Source organism: Streptomyces sp. NRRL S-1813 (assembly GCF_000719605.1).
GTDB lineage: Bacteria > Actinomycetota > Actinomycetes > Streptomycetales > Streptomycetaceae > Streptomyces > Streptomyces decoyicus.
On sequence record NZ_JOHB01000012.1, the window covers coordinates 135,747 to 154,197 of the forward strand.

The 18,451-nt window shown below is 70.8% G+C and carries 17 protein-coding genes; 15 read left to right on the forward strand and 2 right to left on the reverse strand.

Annotation, left to right across the window (positions count from 1 at the left end):
• Positions 1–58 precede the first annotated feature (58 nt).
• From IF67_RS0119215 to IF67_RS0119225, 3 genes are all read left to right on the forward strand, one after another.
• Positions 59–616 (forward strand): HIT family protein, encoded by a 558-nt coding sequence (locus IF67_RS0119215; RefSeq protein ID WP_030987239.1) that lies wholly within the window; start codon positions 59–61, stop codon positions 614–616.
• Positions 617–743: 127 nt separating this feature from the next.
• Positions 744–1,520, forward strand: a complete 777-nt coding sequence (locus IF67_RS0119220) for a polysaccharide deacetylase family protein (RefSeq protein ID WP_030987241.1) — start codon at positions 744–746, stop codon at positions 1,518–1,520.
• Positions 1,520–2,722, forward strand: coding sequence for a YncE family protein (locus IF67_RS0119225; protein ID WP_030987243.1), 1,203 nt, complete (start codon positions 1,520–1,522; stop codon positions 2,720–2,722). Before IF67_RS0119220 ends, IF67_RS0119225 begins: the two co-directional genes overlap by 1 nt.
• 21 nt (positions 2,723–2,743) lie before the next feature.
• On the opposite strand, the gene IF67_RS0119230 is transcribed toward IF67_RS0119225, so the two are convergent.
• Together IF67_RS0119230 and IF67_RS0119235 are read right to left on the reverse strand one after the other, a co-directional pair.
• Complete coding sequence (locus tag IF67_RS0119230; protein WP_030987245.1) at positions 2,744–4,399, reverse strand: hypothetical protein; 1,656 nt, start codon at positions 4,397–4,399, stop codon at positions 2,744–2,746.
• Positions 4,400–4,607: 208 nt separating this feature from the next.
• Positions 4,608–6,806, reverse strand: coding sequence for an elongation factor G-like protein EF-G2 (locus IF67_RS0119235; RefSeq protein ID WP_030987247.1), 2,199 nt, complete (start codon positions 6,804–6,806; stop codon positions 4,608–4,610).
• A 275-nt stretch (positions 6,807–7,081) separates the two neighbouring features.
• Here IF67_RS0119235 and pgsA point away from each other — a divergent pair, with 275 nt between their 5' ends.
• From pgsA to secD, 12 genes are all read left to right on the forward strand, one after another.
• The gene (pgsA, locus tag IF67_RS0119240) at positions 7,082–7,738 is read left to right on the forward strand and encodes a phosphatidylinositol phosphate synthase (RefSeq protein ID WP_030987249.1); all 657 of its coding nucleotides are present in this window, start codon (positions 7,082–7,084) and stop codon (positions 7,736–7,738) included.
• Positions 7,735–8,709: a phosphatidylinositol mannoside acyltransferase gene (locus tag IF67_RS0119245; protein WP_030987250.1), complete on the forward strand. Its 975-nt coding sequence runs from the start codon at positions 7,735–7,737 to the stop codon at positions 8,707–8,709. Before pgsA ends, IF67_RS0119245 begins: the two co-directional genes overlap by 4 nt.
• Entirely contained in the window at positions 8,706–9,866 is a 1,161-nt protein-coding gene (locus IF67_RS0119250) for a glycosyltransferase family 4 protein (protein WP_030987252.1), read from the forward strand. The genes IF67_RS0119245 and IF67_RS0119250 overlap by 4 nt, the downstream gene beginning before the upstream one ends.
• A 363-nt stretch (positions 9,867–10,229) precedes the next feature.
• Positions 10,230–10,775 carry a hypothetical protein gene (locus IF67_RS0119255; RefSeq protein WP_030987254.1) on the forward strand — a complete coding sequence of 182 codons (546 nt, stop codon included), beginning with the start codon at positions 10,230–10,232 and terminating at the stop codon, positions 10,773–10,775.
• A 152-nt stretch (positions 10,776–10,927) separates the two neighbouring features.
• On the forward strand, positions 10,928–11,839 hold the full coding sequence (gene pdxS, locus IF67_RS0119260; protein ID WP_030987256.1) for a pyridoxal 5'-phosphate synthase lyase subunit PdxS: 912 nt from the start codon (positions 10,928–10,930) through the stop codon (positions 11,837–11,839).
• Between the two features lie 8 nt (positions 11,840–11,847).
• On the forward strand, positions 11,848–12,435 hold the full coding sequence (gene pdxT, locus IF67_RS0119265; protein ID WP_030987259.1) for a pyridoxal 5'-phosphate synthase glutaminase subunit PdxT: 588 nt from the start codon (positions 11,848–11,850) through the stop codon (positions 12,433–12,435).
• A gap of 111 nt (positions 12,436–12,546) precedes the next feature.
• Positions 12,547–13,299, forward strand: coding sequence for a YebC/PmpR family DNA-binding transcriptional regulator (locus tag IF67_RS0119270; protein WP_030076370.1), 753 nt, complete (start codon positions 12,547–12,549; stop codon positions 13,297–13,299).
• Between the two features lie 151 nt (positions 13,300–13,450).
• Positions 13,451–14,029 (forward strand): crossover junction endodeoxyribonuclease RuvC, encoded by a 579-nt coding sequence (ruvC, locus tag IF67_RS0119275; protein WP_030987261.1) that lies wholly within the window; start codon positions 13,451–13,453, stop codon positions 14,027–14,029.
• Positions 14,026–14,646: a Holliday junction branch migration protein RuvA gene (gene ruvA / locus IF67_RS0119280; RefSeq protein ID WP_030987263.1), complete on the forward strand. Its 621-nt coding sequence runs from the start codon at positions 14,026–14,028 to the stop codon at positions 14,644–14,646. Before ruvC ends, ruvA begins: the two co-directional genes overlap by 4 nt.
• 82 nt (positions 14,647–14,728) lie before the next feature.
• Positions 14,729–15,823 carry a Holliday junction branch migration DNA helicase RuvB gene (gene ruvB, locus IF67_RS0119285; protein ID WP_030987265.1) on the forward strand — a complete coding sequence of 365 codons (1,095 nt, stop codon included), beginning with the start codon at positions 14,729–14,731 and terminating at the stop codon, positions 15,821–15,823.
• 161 nt (positions 15,824–15,984) lie between these two features.
• A complete protein-coding gene (gene yajC / locus IF67_RS0119290; protein WP_030987268.1) occupies positions 15,985–16,527 on the forward strand; it encodes a preprotein translocase subunit YajC in 543 nt (180 codons plus the stop codon).
• Between the two features lie 151 nt (positions 16,528–16,678).
• Positions 16,679–18,451, forward strand: a complete 1,773-nt coding sequence (gene secD / locus IF67_RS0119295) for a protein translocase subunit SecD (protein ID WP_030987270.1) — start codon at positions 16,679–16,681, stop codon at positions 18,449–18,451.

An 18,451-nucleotide genomic window follows, 5' to 3' on the forward strand; every position in this document is an offset into this window, starting at 1 on the left:
ATCGCGGAGCGGGTCGCGGTATACGCCCCAACGACACGGCGCCAACGGGCGAAGCCATATGCTGGCCCGTATGACAAGCGAGCCGGAGCAGCAGATCGGAGTCGGGACGCAGGACGCCTTCCAGCGCCTGTGGACGCCCCACCGGATGGCTTACATCCAGGGGGAGAACAAGCCGACCGGCCCGGGGGCCGGCGACGGCTGTCCGTTCTGCGCGATCCCCGCGAAGTCGGACGAGGACGGCCTCGTGATCGCGCGCGGCGAGTACGTCTACGCGGTGCTCAATCTGTACCCGTACAACGGCGGTCACCTCATGATCGTCCCGTTCCGCCATGTCGCCGACTACACCGAGCTGGACGGGCCGGAGACCGCGGAGCTGGCCGAGCTGACGAAGCATGCGATGACCGCGCTGCGCACCGCGTCCGGGGCGCACGGCTTCAACATCGGGATGAACCAGGGCACCGTCGCCGGCGCCGGGATCGCGGCCCATCTCCACCAGCATGTCGTCCCCCGCTGGGGCGGTGACACCAACTTCATGCCGGTGGTCGGTCACACCAAGGTGCTGCCCCAACTCCTCGCCGACACGCGGGCGATGCTCGCCGACGCCTGGCCCGCGTAGGGCGCCTGCCGCCCTCGCCCGGGACCGGGTTCCGAGGCGACACGCACCAGGGCGAATCAGACAGATCGCTCTAATTGGGATTAGTTGCCTCTCTAATGGGATGGTGACTTCCCTAGATCGCCGCTCCGTGCTGCGCGCGGCCGCCTGGGCCGCGGCCGCCGGGGCGCTGGCGTCGGGCTGCGACCCCCACCGGGACGTGGACTCCGGCGTCGTACGGTCCGCCGGCGGGCCGAGCCCCTCCCGGGCGGGCCATGCCCCGCCCGCCCGGGCCCGCGCCGCCCGTCCGCCGACCAGGGTGCCCGGCCTGCCCGTACAGATCGCGCACGGGCCGCGGAACGGCCGGGCGGTCGCGCTGACCTTCCACGGCAGGGGCGACCCCAAGATGGCGACCGCCCTGCTCGGCGAGGCCGAGCGGGCCGGAGCCAAGGTCACCGTGCTCGCCATCGGCGACTGGCTCGACGAGCAGCCCGCGATGGCCCGCCGGATCCTCGACGGCGGCCATGAGCTGGGCAATCACACCATGCACCACCGCAATATCTGCGCCCTGCCGGCCGCCGAGGCATACGCCGAGATCAGCCAGTGCGCCGACCGGCTGCGCGCCCTCACCGGCACCATCGGCAGCTGGTTCCGTCCCTCGCAGGCCCGGCGGGCCACGGACCTGGTGGCCGGGCTGGCCCGCAAGGCCGGCTATCCGCATGTCCTGTCCTACGGCGTGGACTCCCTCGACGCGAACGACCCCGGCGCCCCGGCCGTCCAGCGCACGGTCCTGGACGCCGTCGAGCCGGGCTCGGTCGTGAGCCTCCACCTCGGGCACGCCGGCACGGTGGCCGCGCTGCCCCCGATCCTCGACGGCCTCCGCCGACGCGGTCTGCGCGCGGTGACGACAACGGAGCTAGTGACCTGATGGCTGACCGGAACCGTACCCACGACCGTCCAAGCCTGCGCGCGCGCCACCGGGCCGCGCTGCTCGCCGTGGCCTGCGCGCTGGTGGCGGCGGGCTGCGGCGGCGGCGAGAGCAAACCGGCCGCGCACAGCCCGCGGCCGGTCGAACGCGCGCCGGCCGAGGCCGCCAAGTCGGGCCTGCCGGGGATGCCGCCGCTGCTGGACGAGCACGACCTCTACGCGGCGGACCGGCCGGGCAGGCTGGCGCCGCAGGTCAAGGACTTCCCCTCGCGGATCTATGTCCCCAACACCGGCTCCGACACGGTCACGGTCATCGACCCGAAGACCTACAAGGTCATCGAGACCATTCCGGTGGGGGTGCAGCCGCAGCACGTCGTGCCGTCCTGGGACCTGAAGACGCTCTGGGTCAACAACAACCGGGGGCACGACCTCACACCCATCGACCCCGCGACCGGCAAGGCCGGCAAGCCCGTCAAGGTCCACGACCCGTACAACCTCTACTTCACGCCCAACGGGAAGTACGCCATCGTGATGGCCTCGATGGACCGTCAGCTGGTCTTCCGCGACCCGCACACCATGGAGGTCCGCAAGACGCTGCCGGTCGGCTGCGCGGGCGTCAACCATGCCGACTTCTCGCCGGACGGGCGGTACTTCATCGTCTCCTGCGAGTTCTCCGGTGAACTGCTCAAGGTCGACACCGAGAAGATGAAGGTCATCGGCCAGGAGAAGCTGCCGTTCGAGGGGGCGATGCCGCAGGACGTGAAGATCTCCCCGGACGGCAGGACCTGGTACGTCGCCGACATGATGGCCGACGGCATCTGGGTCCTCAACGGCGACACCTTCTCCCGGCCCAGGCTCATGCCGACCGGCAAGGGGGCCCACGGCCTCTACGTCAGCCGCGACTCGCGCTATATGTACGTCTCCAACCGCGGCGAGGGCTCCATCTCCCGGCTGGACTTCAAGACCGGCTCGCTCGTGGGCAAGTGGCGCATCCGCGGCGGCGGCAGCCCCGACATGGGCGGCCTGTCCACCGACGGCAAGGTCCTGTGGCTGTCCGGCCGCTACAACTCCGAGGTCTATGCGCTGGACGCCCGTACCGGCAAAACTCTGGCCAAGATCCCCGTCGGCCAGGGTCCGCACGGGCTGGCGGTCTACCCGCAGCCCGGGCGGTACTCCCTGGGGCACACGGGCATCTTCCGCTAGCCCGCGCGGCCCAGGCGAGTCCTAGGCGTTGTACTCGTCGGCCTTCTGCGGCTCCACGCCCTGGATCATGCCGCTGAGCACCAGGGAGCGGTTGGTGAAGCGCTCGGTGTCCACGCCGTTCTCCTTGAGGACGCTCATCGCGGCGGCGTGGACCGTGCGCAGCACCGGGGTCGCGGCGCGCAGCGCGTCATCGGCCATGAAGCGGTGGCGCCAGGGCTTGTCGGCCCAGACGTGCCGCAGGCCGAACGGCTCGGGGAGGGTCAGCTTGCCGCCGAGGAAGTCCAGGACCGGCGGGAACCAGGTCAGCGGGGCGCGCGCGGCGAGCCGGACCACCTCCTGCGGCTCGATGAGCGGGAGGTGCTGGGTCTTGGTCTCCCAGAACTTGACGACCTTGGAGACCTCCTTGGTCTTGGGCTCCGGCTTGGTCGTGAACAGGCCGTTGACCGGGCCGAGGGCATGGCCGGTCACCTCGATGCGCAGGGTCTCGTGCAGCACCGTGACGGTGATCATCAGGGTGATCACCAACTGGCCGTCCCACAGGACGAACTGGACGCCGAGGTAGTGGCGGTTGCCGCTGCCGAACTGCTGCTCGTTGCAGATCCGCTCTATCTCGTGGCCACGGATCTGGAACGTCTCCACATGGGTGCCCTCGGGGCGGGTGACGGCGGCGGCCTTCTCGCCGACCGGCGAGACGATCCAGTGGCGGACGGACGGAGTGGGGAATCCGCCGGTGTGCAGCGGGCTGCGCTCCAGCAGCCGCAGCTTGTCGTGGATCGCCCGGATGACGTCCCAGCTGCGGAACGGGTGGATCTCGCTGCCTGCCTGCGCCGGCGTGAGCTCCTCGGCGAGCTGCCAGCTGCCCCAGCGCGTACCCATGCCGAGTATGCCCTTGGGGCCGGCGTAGAAGACGACGTTGCTGCTCTGCTCGGCGGAGATTTTGGCGAGATTCTGCCGGAGGGTCTCGGCGGCGATCTGGTTCGGGTCCTGGGGCACCGCCTCGGGGATCTTCGCGGCCACGCCGCCGCCCTCGAGCAGCCCCTTCCAGGACTCCCGCATGGCCACCGCGGTCTTCTCGCAGATCTGTTTGGCCAGCCACCAGCCGACCACCGGGACGACGACCGCGGCACGGGCGTACATCGGCCAGAAGCCGTTGAGCGGCAGCTTGATCATGAAGAACAGGCCGACGCCCGCCAGCAGCGTCAGCAGCACCCCGCCGATCAGCGAGAGACCGCTGCCCGCACCGTCCTTGGAGAGCATCTTGCGCAGCTGGAAGACGCCCAGCCACACCAGCACACCGGGCAGGAACAGCACCCCGAACAGCACCATCAGCAGCGTCAGCTTGGCATCCCGCTGCTTGCGGACGCGGGTGGCGGACAGACAGTGCTCGACGATGGTCTGCGGCTCGGTCCCGAAGGACTGGATGAGCGCGGCGCGGCCGCCGCCGAGCATCCGCACCTGCACGGCGCGCGAGAAGGCCTCGCCGAGATTGGGCGCGAACAGCGACAGCTTGGGCTTCTTGATGGCGGACTTGCCGGAGTCGGAGTCCGCCTTGGAGATGTCGGCGAGCGGGCTGTCCCGGTAGGCGGCCGAGGCCAGCGCCTGGGTCGCCGCCGTCTGCCCGGCGCTCCCCGAGAGCGGGACCTGCGCCCCGGGACTGAAGTCAAAGCCGTCTGCCACTACCGCCCCCACACCCGACGCATCCGATGATGCGGCTCTTCCCTGCTTCTGCTGACGGCACACCTGCTGAGAGCTGTGTTCGAGCCTGTGACCTCGTGTCCTGGCGCCGGACCCCCGGGCCGACGGCAGGCTCTCAGCGTACAGCCGCCGTCCGGCCCAAGGGAGTTGAGCGGGACAGCGGCTGCGTCAACGGCTGATCCGACGTTAACTATGCGCCGTTCTCGGCTTGTTCCCGCCACTTGTCGGCGAGCTGCTGCGGCATCGGCTCATGCCGCAGGTGGGCGCGGGAGAACCGCCCGGCGCCGTGCGAGAGGGAGCGCAGATCGATGGCGTACCGGTCGATCTCGATCTCGGGCACCTCGGCGCGCACCACCGTGCGGCCCGAGCCTGACTGTTCGGTGCCCACGACCCGGCCACGGCGCCCCGAGAGATCGCTCATCACCTGGCCGACGAAATCGTCCGGAACCATCACGCTCACCTCGGACACCGGTTCGAGGAGCTCGATCCGGACCTCGCCGGCGGCTTCGCGCAGCGCCAGTGCGCCCGCCATCTGGAAGGCGGCGTCCGAGGAGTCGACCGAGTGCGCCTTGCCGTCGAGCAGCGTGACGCGGATGTCGACGAGCGGATGTCCGGCGGCGACCCCGCGCGCGGCCTGGGCGCGTATGCCCTTCTCCACGGACGGGATGAACTGCCGGGGCACCGCGCCGCCCACGACCTTGTCCACGAACTCGATGCCGGAGCCGCCCGGCAGCGGTTCGACCTCGATCTCGCAGATCGCGAACTGGCCGTGGCCGCCGGACTGTTTCACATGGCGCCCGCGGCCCGCGGCGGGCGCACCGAAGGTCTCCCGGAGCGACACCTTGTGTGCGACCGCGTCCACCTGGACGCCGTAGCGGGCCCGCAGCCGCTCCAGCGCGACATCGACATGCGCCTCGCCGAGGCACCACAGGACCACCTGATGGGTGTCCTGATTGTGCTCCAGGCGCATCGTCGGGTCCTCCGCGACGAGGCGGGCCAGGCCCTGCGACAGCTTGTCCTCGTCGGCCTTGCTGTGCGCCTGGATGGCGACCGGCAGCAGCGGGTCCGGCTTCGTCCAGGGCTCCATCAGCAGCGGGCTGCCCTTGTCGGACAGGGTGTCCCCGGTCTCGGCACGGGTCAGCTTCGCCACACAGGCCAGATCGCCGGCGATCGCCTTGGACAGCGAGCGCTGCTGTTTGCCGAACGGGGTGGACAGCGCGCCGACCCGCTCGTCGACGTCGTGGTCCTCGTGGCCCCGGTCCTCCAGCCCGTGGCCGGAGACATGCACCGTCTCGTCCGGGCGCAGGGTGCCGGAGAAGACGCGGACGAGGGAGATCCGGCCGACGTACGGGTCGGAGGAGGTCTTGACCACCTCGGCCGCGAGCGGACCGTCGGGGTCACAGCTCAGTTCCGGGCGCGGGTCGCCGTCCGGGCTGGTCACGGCGGGTGCCTCGCGCTCCGCGGGGGTCGGGAAGCCGCCGCTGATCAACTCCAGCAGCTCTACGGTGCCCAGCCCCTGTTTGGAGCCCTCGGCGGCCGGGGCCGCGGCCAGCACGGGGTGGAACGTGCCGCGGGCGACCGCCGTCTCCAGGTCCCCGATGAGGGTCTTGATGTCGATCTCCTCGCCGCCGAGGTAGCGGTCCATCAAGGACTCGTCCTCGCTCTCGGCGATGATCGCCTCGATGAGGCGGTTGCGGGCCGCCTCGATCTGCGGCAGCTCGTCCTGGGTGGGGGCGCGCTCGGTGCGCTCGTCGGAGGAGTAGTCGAAGACCCGTTGGGTGAGCAGGCCGATCAGGCCGTGGACGGGGGCGTGCCCGTCGGCGCCCGGCGTTCCGTACAGCGGGAGATAGAGGGGGACGACGGCGTCCGGGTCCTCGCCGCCGAACGACGCCCGGCAGCGCTCGGTCATCTCGTCGAAGTCGGAGCGGGATGCCTCGAGGTGGGTGATGACCAGCGCGCGCGGCATGCCGACGGCCGCGCACTCGTCCCAGACCATCCGGGTCGCGCCGGCCACGCCGTCGGCCGCCGAGACAACGAAAAGGGCCGCGTCCGCAGCGCGCAGACCGGCCCTGAGTTCCCCGACGAAATCGGCGTATCCGGGGGTGTCCAAGATATTGATCTTGACTCCGCCCCAGTCGACCGGGACCAGGGAGAGCTGTACGGAGCGTTGCTGGCGGTGTTCGATCTCGTCGTAGTCGGACAGACAGCCGCCGTCCTCGACCCGGCCCGCCCGGTTGACCGCGCCGGATGCCAGCGCGAGGGCTTCGACCAGGGTGGTTTTTCCCGATCCGGAGTGGCCGACCAGCACCACATTCCGCAGGGCCGTGGGCTGGCCGGCCGTTGATGCCCTGCCGGCGGCTCCCGGGTGTGTACTCGATTTCTCGCTCATGTGTCTCGCCTCCAGGTCGACACTTTGCGGTGATTCGAGCTTTCCACCGAGGTCATGCCGCGTCCATACGTGGCACACGGGAGCCGGTGCTCCCAAGGGTCATGCGCACCGCGCGCGGGGCCCGCGGGCGCGCCCGACGGCGCGCGGCGGCGGCGCCGAGCCGTGGGATGCGCTCTGCGCCGCGATGCGTTCGTGGAGGCCCCAGACCTCCTGGCTACGATGGGCCCGCCGGTGGCCCATCGACCGCGCGGCCCGTATCGACCTCCGGGAAGGCCATGCTGAACAAGTACGCGCGTGCTTTCTTCACGCGTGTTCTCACGCCGTTCGCCGCCCTGCTCATCCGTATCGGCGTCAGCCCGGACGCGGTCACCCTCGTCGGAACCGGAGGCGTGGTCGCCGGTGCCCTGGTCTTCTACCCGCTGGGCGAATTCTTCTGGGGCACGGTCGTCATCACCCTGTTCGTCTTCTCCGATCTGGTCGACGGCAACATGGCGCGGCAGCTGGGCCGCTCCAGCCGCTGGGGGGCCTTTCTCGACTCCACCCTCGACCGGGTCGCCGACTCGGCGATCTTCGGCGGGCTCGCCCTCTGGTACGCGGGGCGCGGCGACAGCCTGATGCTCTGCGCGATGGCGATCTTCTGCCTCGCCAGCGGCCAGGTGGTCTCGTATACGAAGGCGCGCGGCGAGGCCATCGGGCTGCCGGTGGACGTCAACGGTCTGGTGGAGCGCGCCGAGCGGCTGGTCATCACGCTGGTCGCCTGCGGCTTGTCGGGTCTGCACGCCTTCGGGGTGCCCGGCGTCGAGATTCTGCTGCCGATCGCCCTGTGGGTCGTCGGCATCGGCAGTGCCGTCACCCTCGGCCAGCGAGTGGTGACCGTACGACGGGAGTCGGCCGAGGCCGACGCCATGGCACAAGGGGGAAACAGCGCATGAGTCCACGCGAGACCCGCCGTCCGCGGTTCGACACCGACAAACTGGCGGACGCGCTCTACGCGCTGGGCTGGAGCACCGTCAAGAAACTGCCCGAGGGCGTGGCCGTACGGCTCGGCCGCCGGATCGCCGACACGGCCTGGAAGCGCCGCGGCAAGGGCGTCCTGCGCCTGGAGGCGAACCTCGCCCGGGTCGTCCCGGACGCCGCACCGCAGCGGCTCGCCGAGCTCTCCCGGGCCGGGATGCGCTCGTACATGCGCTACTGGATGGAGTCCTTCCGGCTCCCGGCCTGGAGCAAGGACCGGATAAGGGCCGGCTTCACGCCGGAGGACGTGCACCACCTGGTGGACGGGCTCAAGAGCGACCGCGGCGTCATCATCGCGCTGCCGCACATGGGCAACTACGACCTCGCCGGTGCCTGGGTCACCACCAAACTCGGTACCCCCTTCACCACCGTCGCCCAGCGCCTCAAGCCGGAATCCCTCTACGACCGCTTCGTCGCCTACCGCGAGGGCCTGGGCATGGAGGTGCTGCCGCACACCGGCGGCTCGGCCTTCGGCACGCTCGCCCGCCGGCTGCGGGCCGGTGGCCTGGTCTGCCTGGTCGCCGACCGTGATCTGTCCGTCTCCGGGATAGAGGTCAAGTTTTTCGGCGAGGCGACGAAGATGCCGGCCGGCCCCGCGGTGCTCGCCCTCCAGACCGGTGCGATGCTGCTGCCCGTCACCCTCTGGTACGACGACACCCCCGTGATGCGCGGCCGGGTCCACCCGGAGATCGAGGCGCCGGAGACCGGCACCCGCGCCGAGAAGGCCGCCCAGATGACCCAGGCGCTCGCCGACGCCTTCGCCTCCGGCATCGCCGACCACCCCGAGGACTGGCACATGCTTCAGCGGCTCTGGCTCGCCGATCTGGAGCCGCGCGAGGAGTCCGGCGCACCGGGCGGCCCCGAGGCACCCGGAACGGAGACCGCGTGAAGATCGGCATCGTCTGTCCGTACGCCTGGGACGTCCCCGGCGGCGTGCAGTTCCACATCCGGGACCTGGCCGACCACCTGATCCGCCTCGGCCACGAGGTGTCGGTCCTCGCGCCCGCCGACGACGAGACCCCGCTCCCGCCGTACGTCGTCTCCGCCGGCCGCGCCGTCCCCGTCCCGTACAACGGCTCGGTCGCCCGGCTCAACTTCGGCTTCCTCTCCGCGGCCCGGGTACGCCGCTGGCTCCAGCACGGCGCCTTCGACGTCATCCACATCCACGAACCGGCCTCGCCCTCGCTCGGCCTGCTCGCCTGCTGGGCCGCCCAGGGCCCGATCGTGGCGACCTTCCACACCTCCAACCCGCGCTCGCGGGCGATGATCGCCGCGTACCCGATCCTCCAGCCCGCCCTGGAGAAGATCAGCGCACGCATCGCGGTGAGCGAATACGCCCGCCGCACGCTCGTCGAACACCTCGGCGGCGACGCGGTGGTGATCCCCAACGGCGTGGACGTCGACTTCTTCGGCTCCGCCGAGCCCAAGGCCGAGTGGCAGGGCAAAACAATCGGCTTCATCGGCCGGATCGACGAACCGCGCAAGGGCCTGCCGGTCCTGGTGAAGGCGCTGCCCGCGATCCTCGCCGAGGTATCGGACGCCCGGCTGCTCGTCGCCGGACGCGGTGACGAGGAGGAGGCGGTCGCGGCGCTGCCCGCCGAGATGCGCTCCCGGGTGGAATTCCTCGGCATGGTCAGCGACGAGGACAAGGCCCGGCTGCTGCGCAGCGTCGATGTCTACGTCGCGCCCAACACGGGCGGCGAGTCGTTCGGCATCATCCTCGTCGAGGCGATGTCGGCCGGGGCGCCCGTACTGGCCAGCGACCTCGACGCCTTCGCCCAGGTCCTGGACCAGGGCGAGGCCGGCGAACTGTTCACCAACGAGGACGCCGATGCGCTTGCCGCTGCGGCGGTACGACTCCTCGGTGACCCGGCGCGCCTCGCCGAGCTGCGGGAACGCGGCGCCCGCCATGTGCGTCGCTTCGACTGGTCCACCGTCGGCGCCGACATCCTCGCCGTCTACGAGACGGTCACCACCGGCGCGGCCTCCGTGGCCACGGACGAACGGGTGGGCCTACGGGCGCGCCGCTGGCTGGCCAAGGACTGACGTTCCGCTGCGCTTTGCCTTGCTTCCCACGTTTTCGGCTGGCCCGCCGTAGGGGTTGTTCGCCGTTGCGCCTGCGGCGGGCCTCTCCGCTGCGCTTTGCTTGCGGCCCACGTTTTTGGCTGTCCCGCCGTGGTGGTTGTTCGCCGTCGCGCCTGCGGCGGGCGGGCCCACCGGCCTTCTCCCACCCCCCCCAACGGGAGGGGCCGCGCCGCAGGACGAAGTCCGGAGGAGCGGCCCCGCACCCGACAGTCCCGCGCAGCGGACCCGGCCCGCCGCAGGCGCAACGGCGAACAACCACCATGGCGGGACAGCCGGAAACGTGGGACGCAAAGCAGAGCGCGAAGACGCGTATCGTGACTCGCCGTGACCACGTTCATCTGGATCGCCGCCGCGATCGTCCTCATCGGTATCTATCTGAGCTGGACGGCCGGCCGCCTCGACCGCCTGCACGCCCGCATCGACGCGGCCAGGGCGGCCCTCGACGCCCAACTGCTCCGGCGGGCATCCGTCGCGCAGGAGGTGGGCACCTCGGGGATCCTCGATCCGGCCGCCTCGATCGTCCTCTACCAGGCCGCGCACGAGGCCCGGCAGGCCGAGGAGGACCACCGGGAGGTCGCGGAGAGTGAGCTGAGCCAGGCGCTGCGGGCCATCTTCGACGAGGAGGCGCAGCTGGAGGCCGTACGGGAGGCGCCCGGCGGGGAGCGGACGGTCACCGAACTCACCGCCGCGGTGCGCCGGGTCCCGATGGCGCGCCGCTTCCACAACGACGCCGTACGGGCCGCCCGCGCCGTCCGGCGTCACCGGGTGGTGCGCTACCTCCGGCTCGCCGGCCATGCGCCCTTCCCGCTGGCCTTCGAGATGGACGACGAGCCGCCGGCCGTCCTGGACGACCGCTCGGCCGGGAACTGAGCCGGGATGCGGGACCCGGCGCATGAGCGCCGGAGGCTGCGACTCCCAGCGGTGACGAGCCACTGACCTCTAATTGGCCCTTTCCCCGGGCCACTGACTAACGGTTGTGTAGGCGCAGCAGTACAGCCACCCGCATTGAGTGAGGTCAAACCGTGTCCAGCACGCCCACCACGCCCCAGAACCCCGAGACCGGAACCGCGCGCGTCAAGCGCGGAATGGCCGAGCAGCTCAAGGGCGGCGTGATCATGGACGTCGTCACGCCGGAAGAGGCGAAGATCGCCGAGGACGCGGGCGCCGTCGCCGTCATGGCCCTGGAGCGGGTCCCCGCCGACATCCGCAAGGACGGCGGCGTGGCCCGGATGTCCGACCCCGACATGATCGACGGCATCATCAGCGCCGTCTCCATCCCGGTCATGGCCAAGTCCCGTATCGGCCACTTCGTCGAGGCGCAGGTCCTCCAGTCGCTGGGTGTCGACTACATCGACGAGTCCGAGGTCCTCACCCCGGCCGACGAGGTCAACCACTCCGACAAGTGGGCGTTCACCACCCCCTTCGTGTGTGGTGCCACCAACCTGGGCGAGGCGCTGCGCCGGATCACCGAGGGCGCGGCCATGATCCGCTCGAAGGGCGAGGCCGGCACCGGCAACGTCGTCGAGGCGGTGCGCCACATGCGTCAGATCAAGGGCGAGATCGCCCGGCTGCGCAGCTACGACAACAACGAGCTGTTCGCCGCCGCCAAGGAGCTGCGCGCCCCGTACGAGCTGGTCAAGGAGGTCGCCGAGCTCGGCAAGCTGCCGGTCGTGCTGTTCTCCGCCGGTGGTGTGGCCACCCCGGCCGATGCCGCGCTGATGCGTCAGCTCGGCGCCGAGGGCGTGTTCGTCGGCTCCGGCATCTTCAAGTCCGGCGACCCCGCCAAGCGCGCCGCCGCGATCGTGAAGGCCACCACCTTCTACGACGACCCGAAGGTCATCGCGGATGTCTCCCGCAACCTGGGCGAGGCCATGGTCGGCATCAACTGCGACACCCTCCCCGAGGCCGAGCGCTACGCCAACCGCGGCTGGTAGGAACGTAGATGAGCACCCCCACCATCGGTGTGCTGGCCCTCCAGGGTGACGTCCGCGAGCATGTCAAGGCGCTCGCGGACGCCGGTGCCCTGGCCCGGCCGGTGCGCCGCCCCGAGGAGCTGGACGAGGTCGACGGCCTGGTCATACCGGGCGGCGAGTCCACCACAATGTCCAAGCTGGCGATCGTCTTCGGCATGCTGGAGCCGCTGCGCGCCTTCGTCGCCGCGGGCAAGCCGGTCTACGGCACCTGCGCCGGCATGATCATGGTCGCGGACAAGCTGCTGGACGCCCGTGAGGACCAGGAGACGTTCGGCGGCATCGACATGATCGTGCGCCGTAACGCCTTCGGGCGGCAGAACGAGTCGTTCGAGGCGGCCGTCGACGTCACCGGGATCCCCGGCGGACCGGTCGAAGGCGTCTTCATCCGGGCGCCCTGGGTCGAGTCGGTCGGCGGAGCGGTCGAGGTCCTGGCGACGTACGACGGGCACACCGTGGCCGTGCGGCAGGGTAACGTCCTCGCCACGTCCTTCCACCCGGAGCTCACCGGCGACCACCGGGTCCACGCCCTGTTCGTGGACATGGTGCGGCGCGCTTAGGGCTCCGCCCCGTGGTGGCCGGGCGACGGGCGGGAGTGACACCGTGTGACCTGTCCCCGGTAGGATCTAGGCGTTCGTTTCAGACGTTGGTTACGCGAAGGAGACAGGCGGATGTCCGGCCACTCTAAATGGGCTACGACGAAGCACAAGAAGGCCGTGATCGATGCCAAGCGCGGCAAGCTCTTCGCGAAGCTGATCAAGAACATCGAGGTCGCCGCCCGGACCGGCGGCGCCGACCCGGACGGAAACCCGACCCTCTTCGATGCCATCCAGAAGGCCAAGAAGAGCTCGGTGCCCAACAAGAACATCGACTCCGCGGTCAAGCGCGGTGCGGGTCTCGAAGCCGGTGGCGCCGACTACGAAACCATCATGTACGAGGGGTACGGCCCCAACGGTGTCGCGGTGCTCATCGAGTGCCTCACCGACAACCGCAACCGTGCCGCCTCGGACGTCCGCGTCGCCATGACCCGCAACGGCGGTTCGATGGCCGACCCGGGTTCGGTGTCGTACCTGTTCAACCGCAAGGGCGTGGTGATCGTCCCCAAGGGTGAACTGACCGAGGACGACGTCCTGGGCGCGGTCCTGGACGCCGGCGCCGAGGAAGTCAACGACCTCGGCGAGTCCTTCGAGGTGCTCAGCGAGGCCACCGACCTGGTCGCGGTCCGCAGCGCCCTCCAGGAGTCCGGTATCGACTACGACTCCGCCGACGCCAACTTCGTCCCGACCATGCAGGTCGAGCTGGAGGAAGAGGGCGCGCGCAAGATCTTCAAGCTGATCGACGCGCTGGAGGACAGCGACGACGTGCAGAACGTCTTCGCCAACTTCGACGTCTCGGACGATGTGATGGCCAAGGTCGACGCCTGACAGGCGTGGCACGCTCGGTCGACTGACGGGCCGACGGGGACACACCCCGTCGGCCCGTCGGTTTGTCAGTGGCAGCCACTACTGTGCTGATCAGGGGGCATCCGCTCTCTGATCACGAACAGCTGACCGACAGTGCGAGGGGCGGGGACCGATGAAGGTGCTGGGGGTGGACCCGGGGCTGACGCGCTGCGGAGTCGGCGTGGTCGACGGGGTCGCGGGGCGCCCGCTGACGATGGTCGGCGTGGGCGTCGTCCGCACTCCCGCGGACGCCGATATCGCCCTCCGCCTCGTCGAGATCGAGCGCGGAATAGACGCCTGGCTCGACGAGCACCGCCCGGAGTACGTCGCCGTGGAGCGGGTCTTCAGCCAGCACAACGTCCGTACGGTCATGGGCACCGCCCAGGCCAGCGCGGTCGCCATGCTGTGCGCGGCGCGCCGCGGGCTGCCGGTCGCGCTGCACACCCCCAGCGAGGTCAAGGCCGCCGTCACCGGATCGGGCCGGGCCGACAAGGCCCAGGTCGGCGCGATGGTCACGCGCCTGCTGCGGCTCGACGCGCCGCCGAAGCCGGCCGACGCCGCCGATGCCCTGGCCCTGGCCATCTGTCATATCTGGCGCGCCCCCGCGGTCAACCGCCTCCAGCAGGCGCATGCCGCGGCCCGCCGCGCCGCTCCCGCCACCATCTCGTCCTCCGGCCCGCGCCGGGCGACTCCCCAGAAGGGCACCCGATGATCGCCTTCGTCTCCGGCCCGGTCGCGGCCCTCGCCCCGGACACCGCCGTCGTCGAGGTCGGCGGTATCGGCATGGCCGTCCAGTGCACACCGAACACCCTGTCCACCCTCCGGATCGGACAGCAGGCCAAGCTCGCCACGTCCCTCGTCGTCCGCGAGGACTCGCTCACGCTCTACGGCTTCGCCGACGACGACGAGCGCCAGACCTTCGAGCTGCTCCAGACCGCCAGCGGCGTCGGCCCCCGGCTCGCGCAGGCGATGCTGGCCGTGCACGCCCCGGACACCCTGCGCCTCGCCGTCTCGACCGGTGACGAGAAGACCCTGACCGCCGTTCCGGGCATCGGCAAGAAGGGTGCACAGAAGCTGCTCCTGGAGCTCAAGGACCGGCTCGGGGAGCCGGTGGGCACCGGCCGCGCGGGCGTCGGCAGCGCCGTCACGGCCGGCTGGCGCGACCAGCTGCACGCCGCCCTGATCGGCCTCGGCTATGCCACCCGCGAGGCGGACGAAGCGGTCGCCGCGGTCGCCCCGCAGGCCGAGGCGGCCGTGGCCGAGGGCGGTGTGCCCCAGGTGCCGCAGCTGCTCAAGGCCGCCCTCCAGACCCTCAACCGGGCGCGATGACCGCCGCCGGCCGGGCCCCGCGCCCCCGACCGTACGACCACGCAGGCGGCCCGGCCGCCCCGACCCCGCGAGGCAATCCGCAGTGAACTGGGACGACACCGCACCGCACAGCACCGCCGAGGAGACCGCCACAGGCGCGCCCGACCGGCTGGTCGGGGCGGACGCGGACGGCGAGGACACCGCCGTCGAGGCCGCGCTGAGGCCCAAGGACCTCGAGGAATTCGTCGGCCAGGAGCGGGTGCGCGAACAGCTCGACCTGGTGCTGCGCGCCGCCCGCGCCCGCGGCGCCACCGCCGATCATGTCCTGCTGTCCGGGGCGCCAGGCCTCGGCAAGACGACCCTCTCGATGATCATCGCTGCCGAGATGGGCGCGCCGATCCGGATCACCTCCGGCCCCGCCATCCAGCACGCCGGAGATCTCGCCGCGATCCTCTCCTCCCTCCAGGAGGGTGAGGTCCTCTTTCTCGACGAGATCCACCGGATGTCCCGGCCCGCCGAGGAAATGCTCTACATGGCCATGGAGGACTTCCGCGTCGACGTGATCGTCGGAAAGGGCCCGGGAGCCACCGCCATCCCCCTCGAACTCCCCCCGTTCACCCTGGTCGGCGCCACGACCCGGGCCGGTCTGCTGCCGCCCCCGCTGCGCGACCGCTTCGGCTTCACGGCCCATATGGAGTTCTACGCCCCCGCCGAGCTGGAGCGGGTCATCCACCGCTCGGCCGGGCTGCTGGACCTGGACATAGAACCCGAGGGCGCCGCCGAGATCGCCGGCCGCTCCCGCGGCACGCCCCGTATCGCCAACCGCCTGCTGCGCCGCGTCCGCGACTACGCCCAGGTGAAGGCCGACGGCTTGATCACCCGCGAGATCGCCTCCCAGGCGCTCGGGGTCTACGAGGTCGACGCCCGCGGCCTGGACCGTCTCGACCGCGCCGTGCTCACGGCCCTGCTCAAGCTGTTCGGCGGCGGCCCGGTCGGCCTGTCCACCCTCGCGGTCGCGGTGGGGGAGGAGCGCGAGACCGTCGAGGAGGTCGCCGAGCCCTTCCTCGTACGGGAAGGACTGCTGGCCAGGACCCCCAGGGGCCGGGTCGCGACCCCGGCGGCGTGGGCCCATCTGGGACTCGTGCCGCCGCAGCAGCAAGCGGGCGGAAGCGGGCAGCAGGGCTTGTTCGGGGCCTGACGGCGCGGGGACTCGCCCGGTCAGGAACTGCGGTGCGATGCTGGGCGTTGTTCCACTGGTGGGGACTCGCTTAGACTCCGCCGATGCCATCCGTATGGACGGCATACCCACCCCCGTATATGAGACCGCGCATCCGCGGTCGTGCGAAGGATTTCCGTCCCGTGAGTATCGTGACTCTCCTCCCCTTCATCGTCCTCATCGGGGCCATGTTCCTGATGACCCGGTCTGCCAAGAAGAAGCAGCAGGCGGCCGCGCAGATGCGCAATGAAATGCAGGTCGGCACCGGCGTCCGGACCATCGGCGGCATGTACGCCACCGTCAAGGAAATCCACGAGGAAACCGTCCTCCTGGAGGTCGCCCCCGGCGTGCACGCGATCTACGCGAAGAACGCCATCGGCGCCGTGCTCGCGGACGAGGAGTACAACCGCATCCTGGACGGTGCCGACCCGATCCACGGCGGCGAGCCGGTCGTCCCGGACGACGCGTCCTCGCTGACCGCCGCCTCCGCCGACGAGGCCGGCGACAAGGGCGACAAGATCGACCTGGGCAAGACCGAGGCCGCGGCCGCCGAGCCCGCCGTGGACGAGCCCGCCGCCGACCAGGCGAAGGACACCAAGGCCGCCGAGGACACCAAGGACGCCGTCAAGGCGGACGCGGACACCGTCAAGGACGAGAAGAAGTCCGGCGACGACGAAGCCAAGTAGTCCGCCCCACGGAACCGCGGAGCACGCGTGGTGTGTCGTGCACCGCGGTTCCGTGACGGTTTAGGCTCCGGCGGGGGCACGTCCCCACAAGACTTCGTGGCCGCTCGGCCGGCATCCCGGGCCGAGGGGTTGGACAGGGAGATACGAGAAGGTGGCAGCACCGAAGAAGGGCCGCAGGGCGCCCGCGAGCCAGGGGCATCCGGGCCGCACCCTGATCCTGGTCCTGATCGCCATGGTGGGGCTGGTCGGAGGGATGTTCTACTCCGGCACGCTGACGCCGCGACTGGGCATCGACCTGGCCGGCGGCACCAGCTTCACGCTGGCGGCCCAGAACCAGCCGGGCAAGCCCAACGCGATCAACGAGACCAACATGAAGACCGCCGCCGACATCATGGAGCGGCGGGTCAACGGTCTCGGTGTGACCGAGTCCGAGGTCCAGACGCAGGGCAGCAACCACATCATCGTGAACATCCCCAAGGGGACGGACGCGAAGCAGGCCCGCCAGCAGGTCGGCACCACCGCCCAGCTCGGATTCCGGCCGGTGCTGACCACCACCGCGGGGACGAAGACCCCCGAGCCCAAGCCCAGCCCCTCCCAGAGCGGCGCGAACGGCAAGGGCAAGGGCGACAAGGCCTCGGGTGACAAGGCCCAGCCGGGCACCCAGCAGAACGCCTCCTCGCAGTCGCCGAGCGCGAAGCCGACGACGCAGGGCCGCGCGGTGACGGACTCGCTGAAGAAGGCGCCGTCCGCCAAGCCCACCCCCTCCGGCAAGCCCACCGCGCCCCCGGCGCAGCCGACGCCGCCGGCCGGCGCAGACATCCCGCCGGCTCTCCAGAAGCAGCTCAACGCGCTGGACTGCTCCACGAAGAAGAGCCGCGCCGCCGCGGGCGAGAAGGCAGCCAACACCAAGCCGTCCGACCCGATCGTGGCGTGCAAGGAGGACGGCGCCCAGAAGTACGCGCTCGGCCCGGTCGGCGTCGAGGGCACGGACGTCAGCGGCGCCAAGGCCGTCTTCGACAGCCAGCAGGGCCAGGGCTGGATCGTCCAGATGGACTTCACCTCCGAGGGCGGCAAGAAGTTCGGGGACATCACCGGCAAGCTCGCCGCCAAGGCGCCGCCGCAGAACCAGTTCGGCATCGTCCTGGACGGCGCGGTCGTCTCCTCCCCCTCGGTCGACAAGGCCATCATGGGCGGCGGAGCCACCATCTCCGGCGGCTTCACCCAGCAGACCGCCGAGGACCTCGGCAACATGCTGTCCTACGGTGCCCTGCCGCTCTCCTTCAAGATCGACGACGAGACCACGGTCACCGCGGCGCTCGGTGGCGAGCAGCTGCACGCCGGTCTGATCGCGGGCGCCATCGGCCTCGCACTGGTCGTCATCTACCTCGTCGCCTACTACCGGGGACTGGCGCTGGTCGCGCTGGCGAGCCTGGGCGTCTCGGCGGTCCTGACGTACACGATCATGACCTTGCTCGGCCCGGCCATCGGGTTCGCGCTGAACCTCCCGGCGGTCTGTGGTGCCATCGTCGCCATCGGTATCACCGCCGACTCGTTCATCGTCTACTTCGAACGCATCCGGGACGAGATCCGCGAGGGACGCACCCTGCGCCCGGCCGTCGAGCGCGGCTGGCCGCGGGCCCGCCGCACGATCCTGGTCTCCGACTTCGTGTCGTTCCTGGCCGCCGCGGTGCTGTTCGCCGTCACCGTCGGCAAGGTGCAGGGCTTCGCCTTCACGCTCGGCCTGACCACCGTCCTCGACGTCGTCGTGGTCTTCCTCTTCACCAAGCCCCTGATGACGCTGCTGGCCCGGCGGAAGTTCTTCTCCGACGGCCATCCCTGGTCCGGCCTCGACCCCAAGCGCCTGGGCGCCAAGCCGCCGCTGCGCCGCCGTCGCGGCGCCGCCCCCACCACGAAGGAGGCGTGA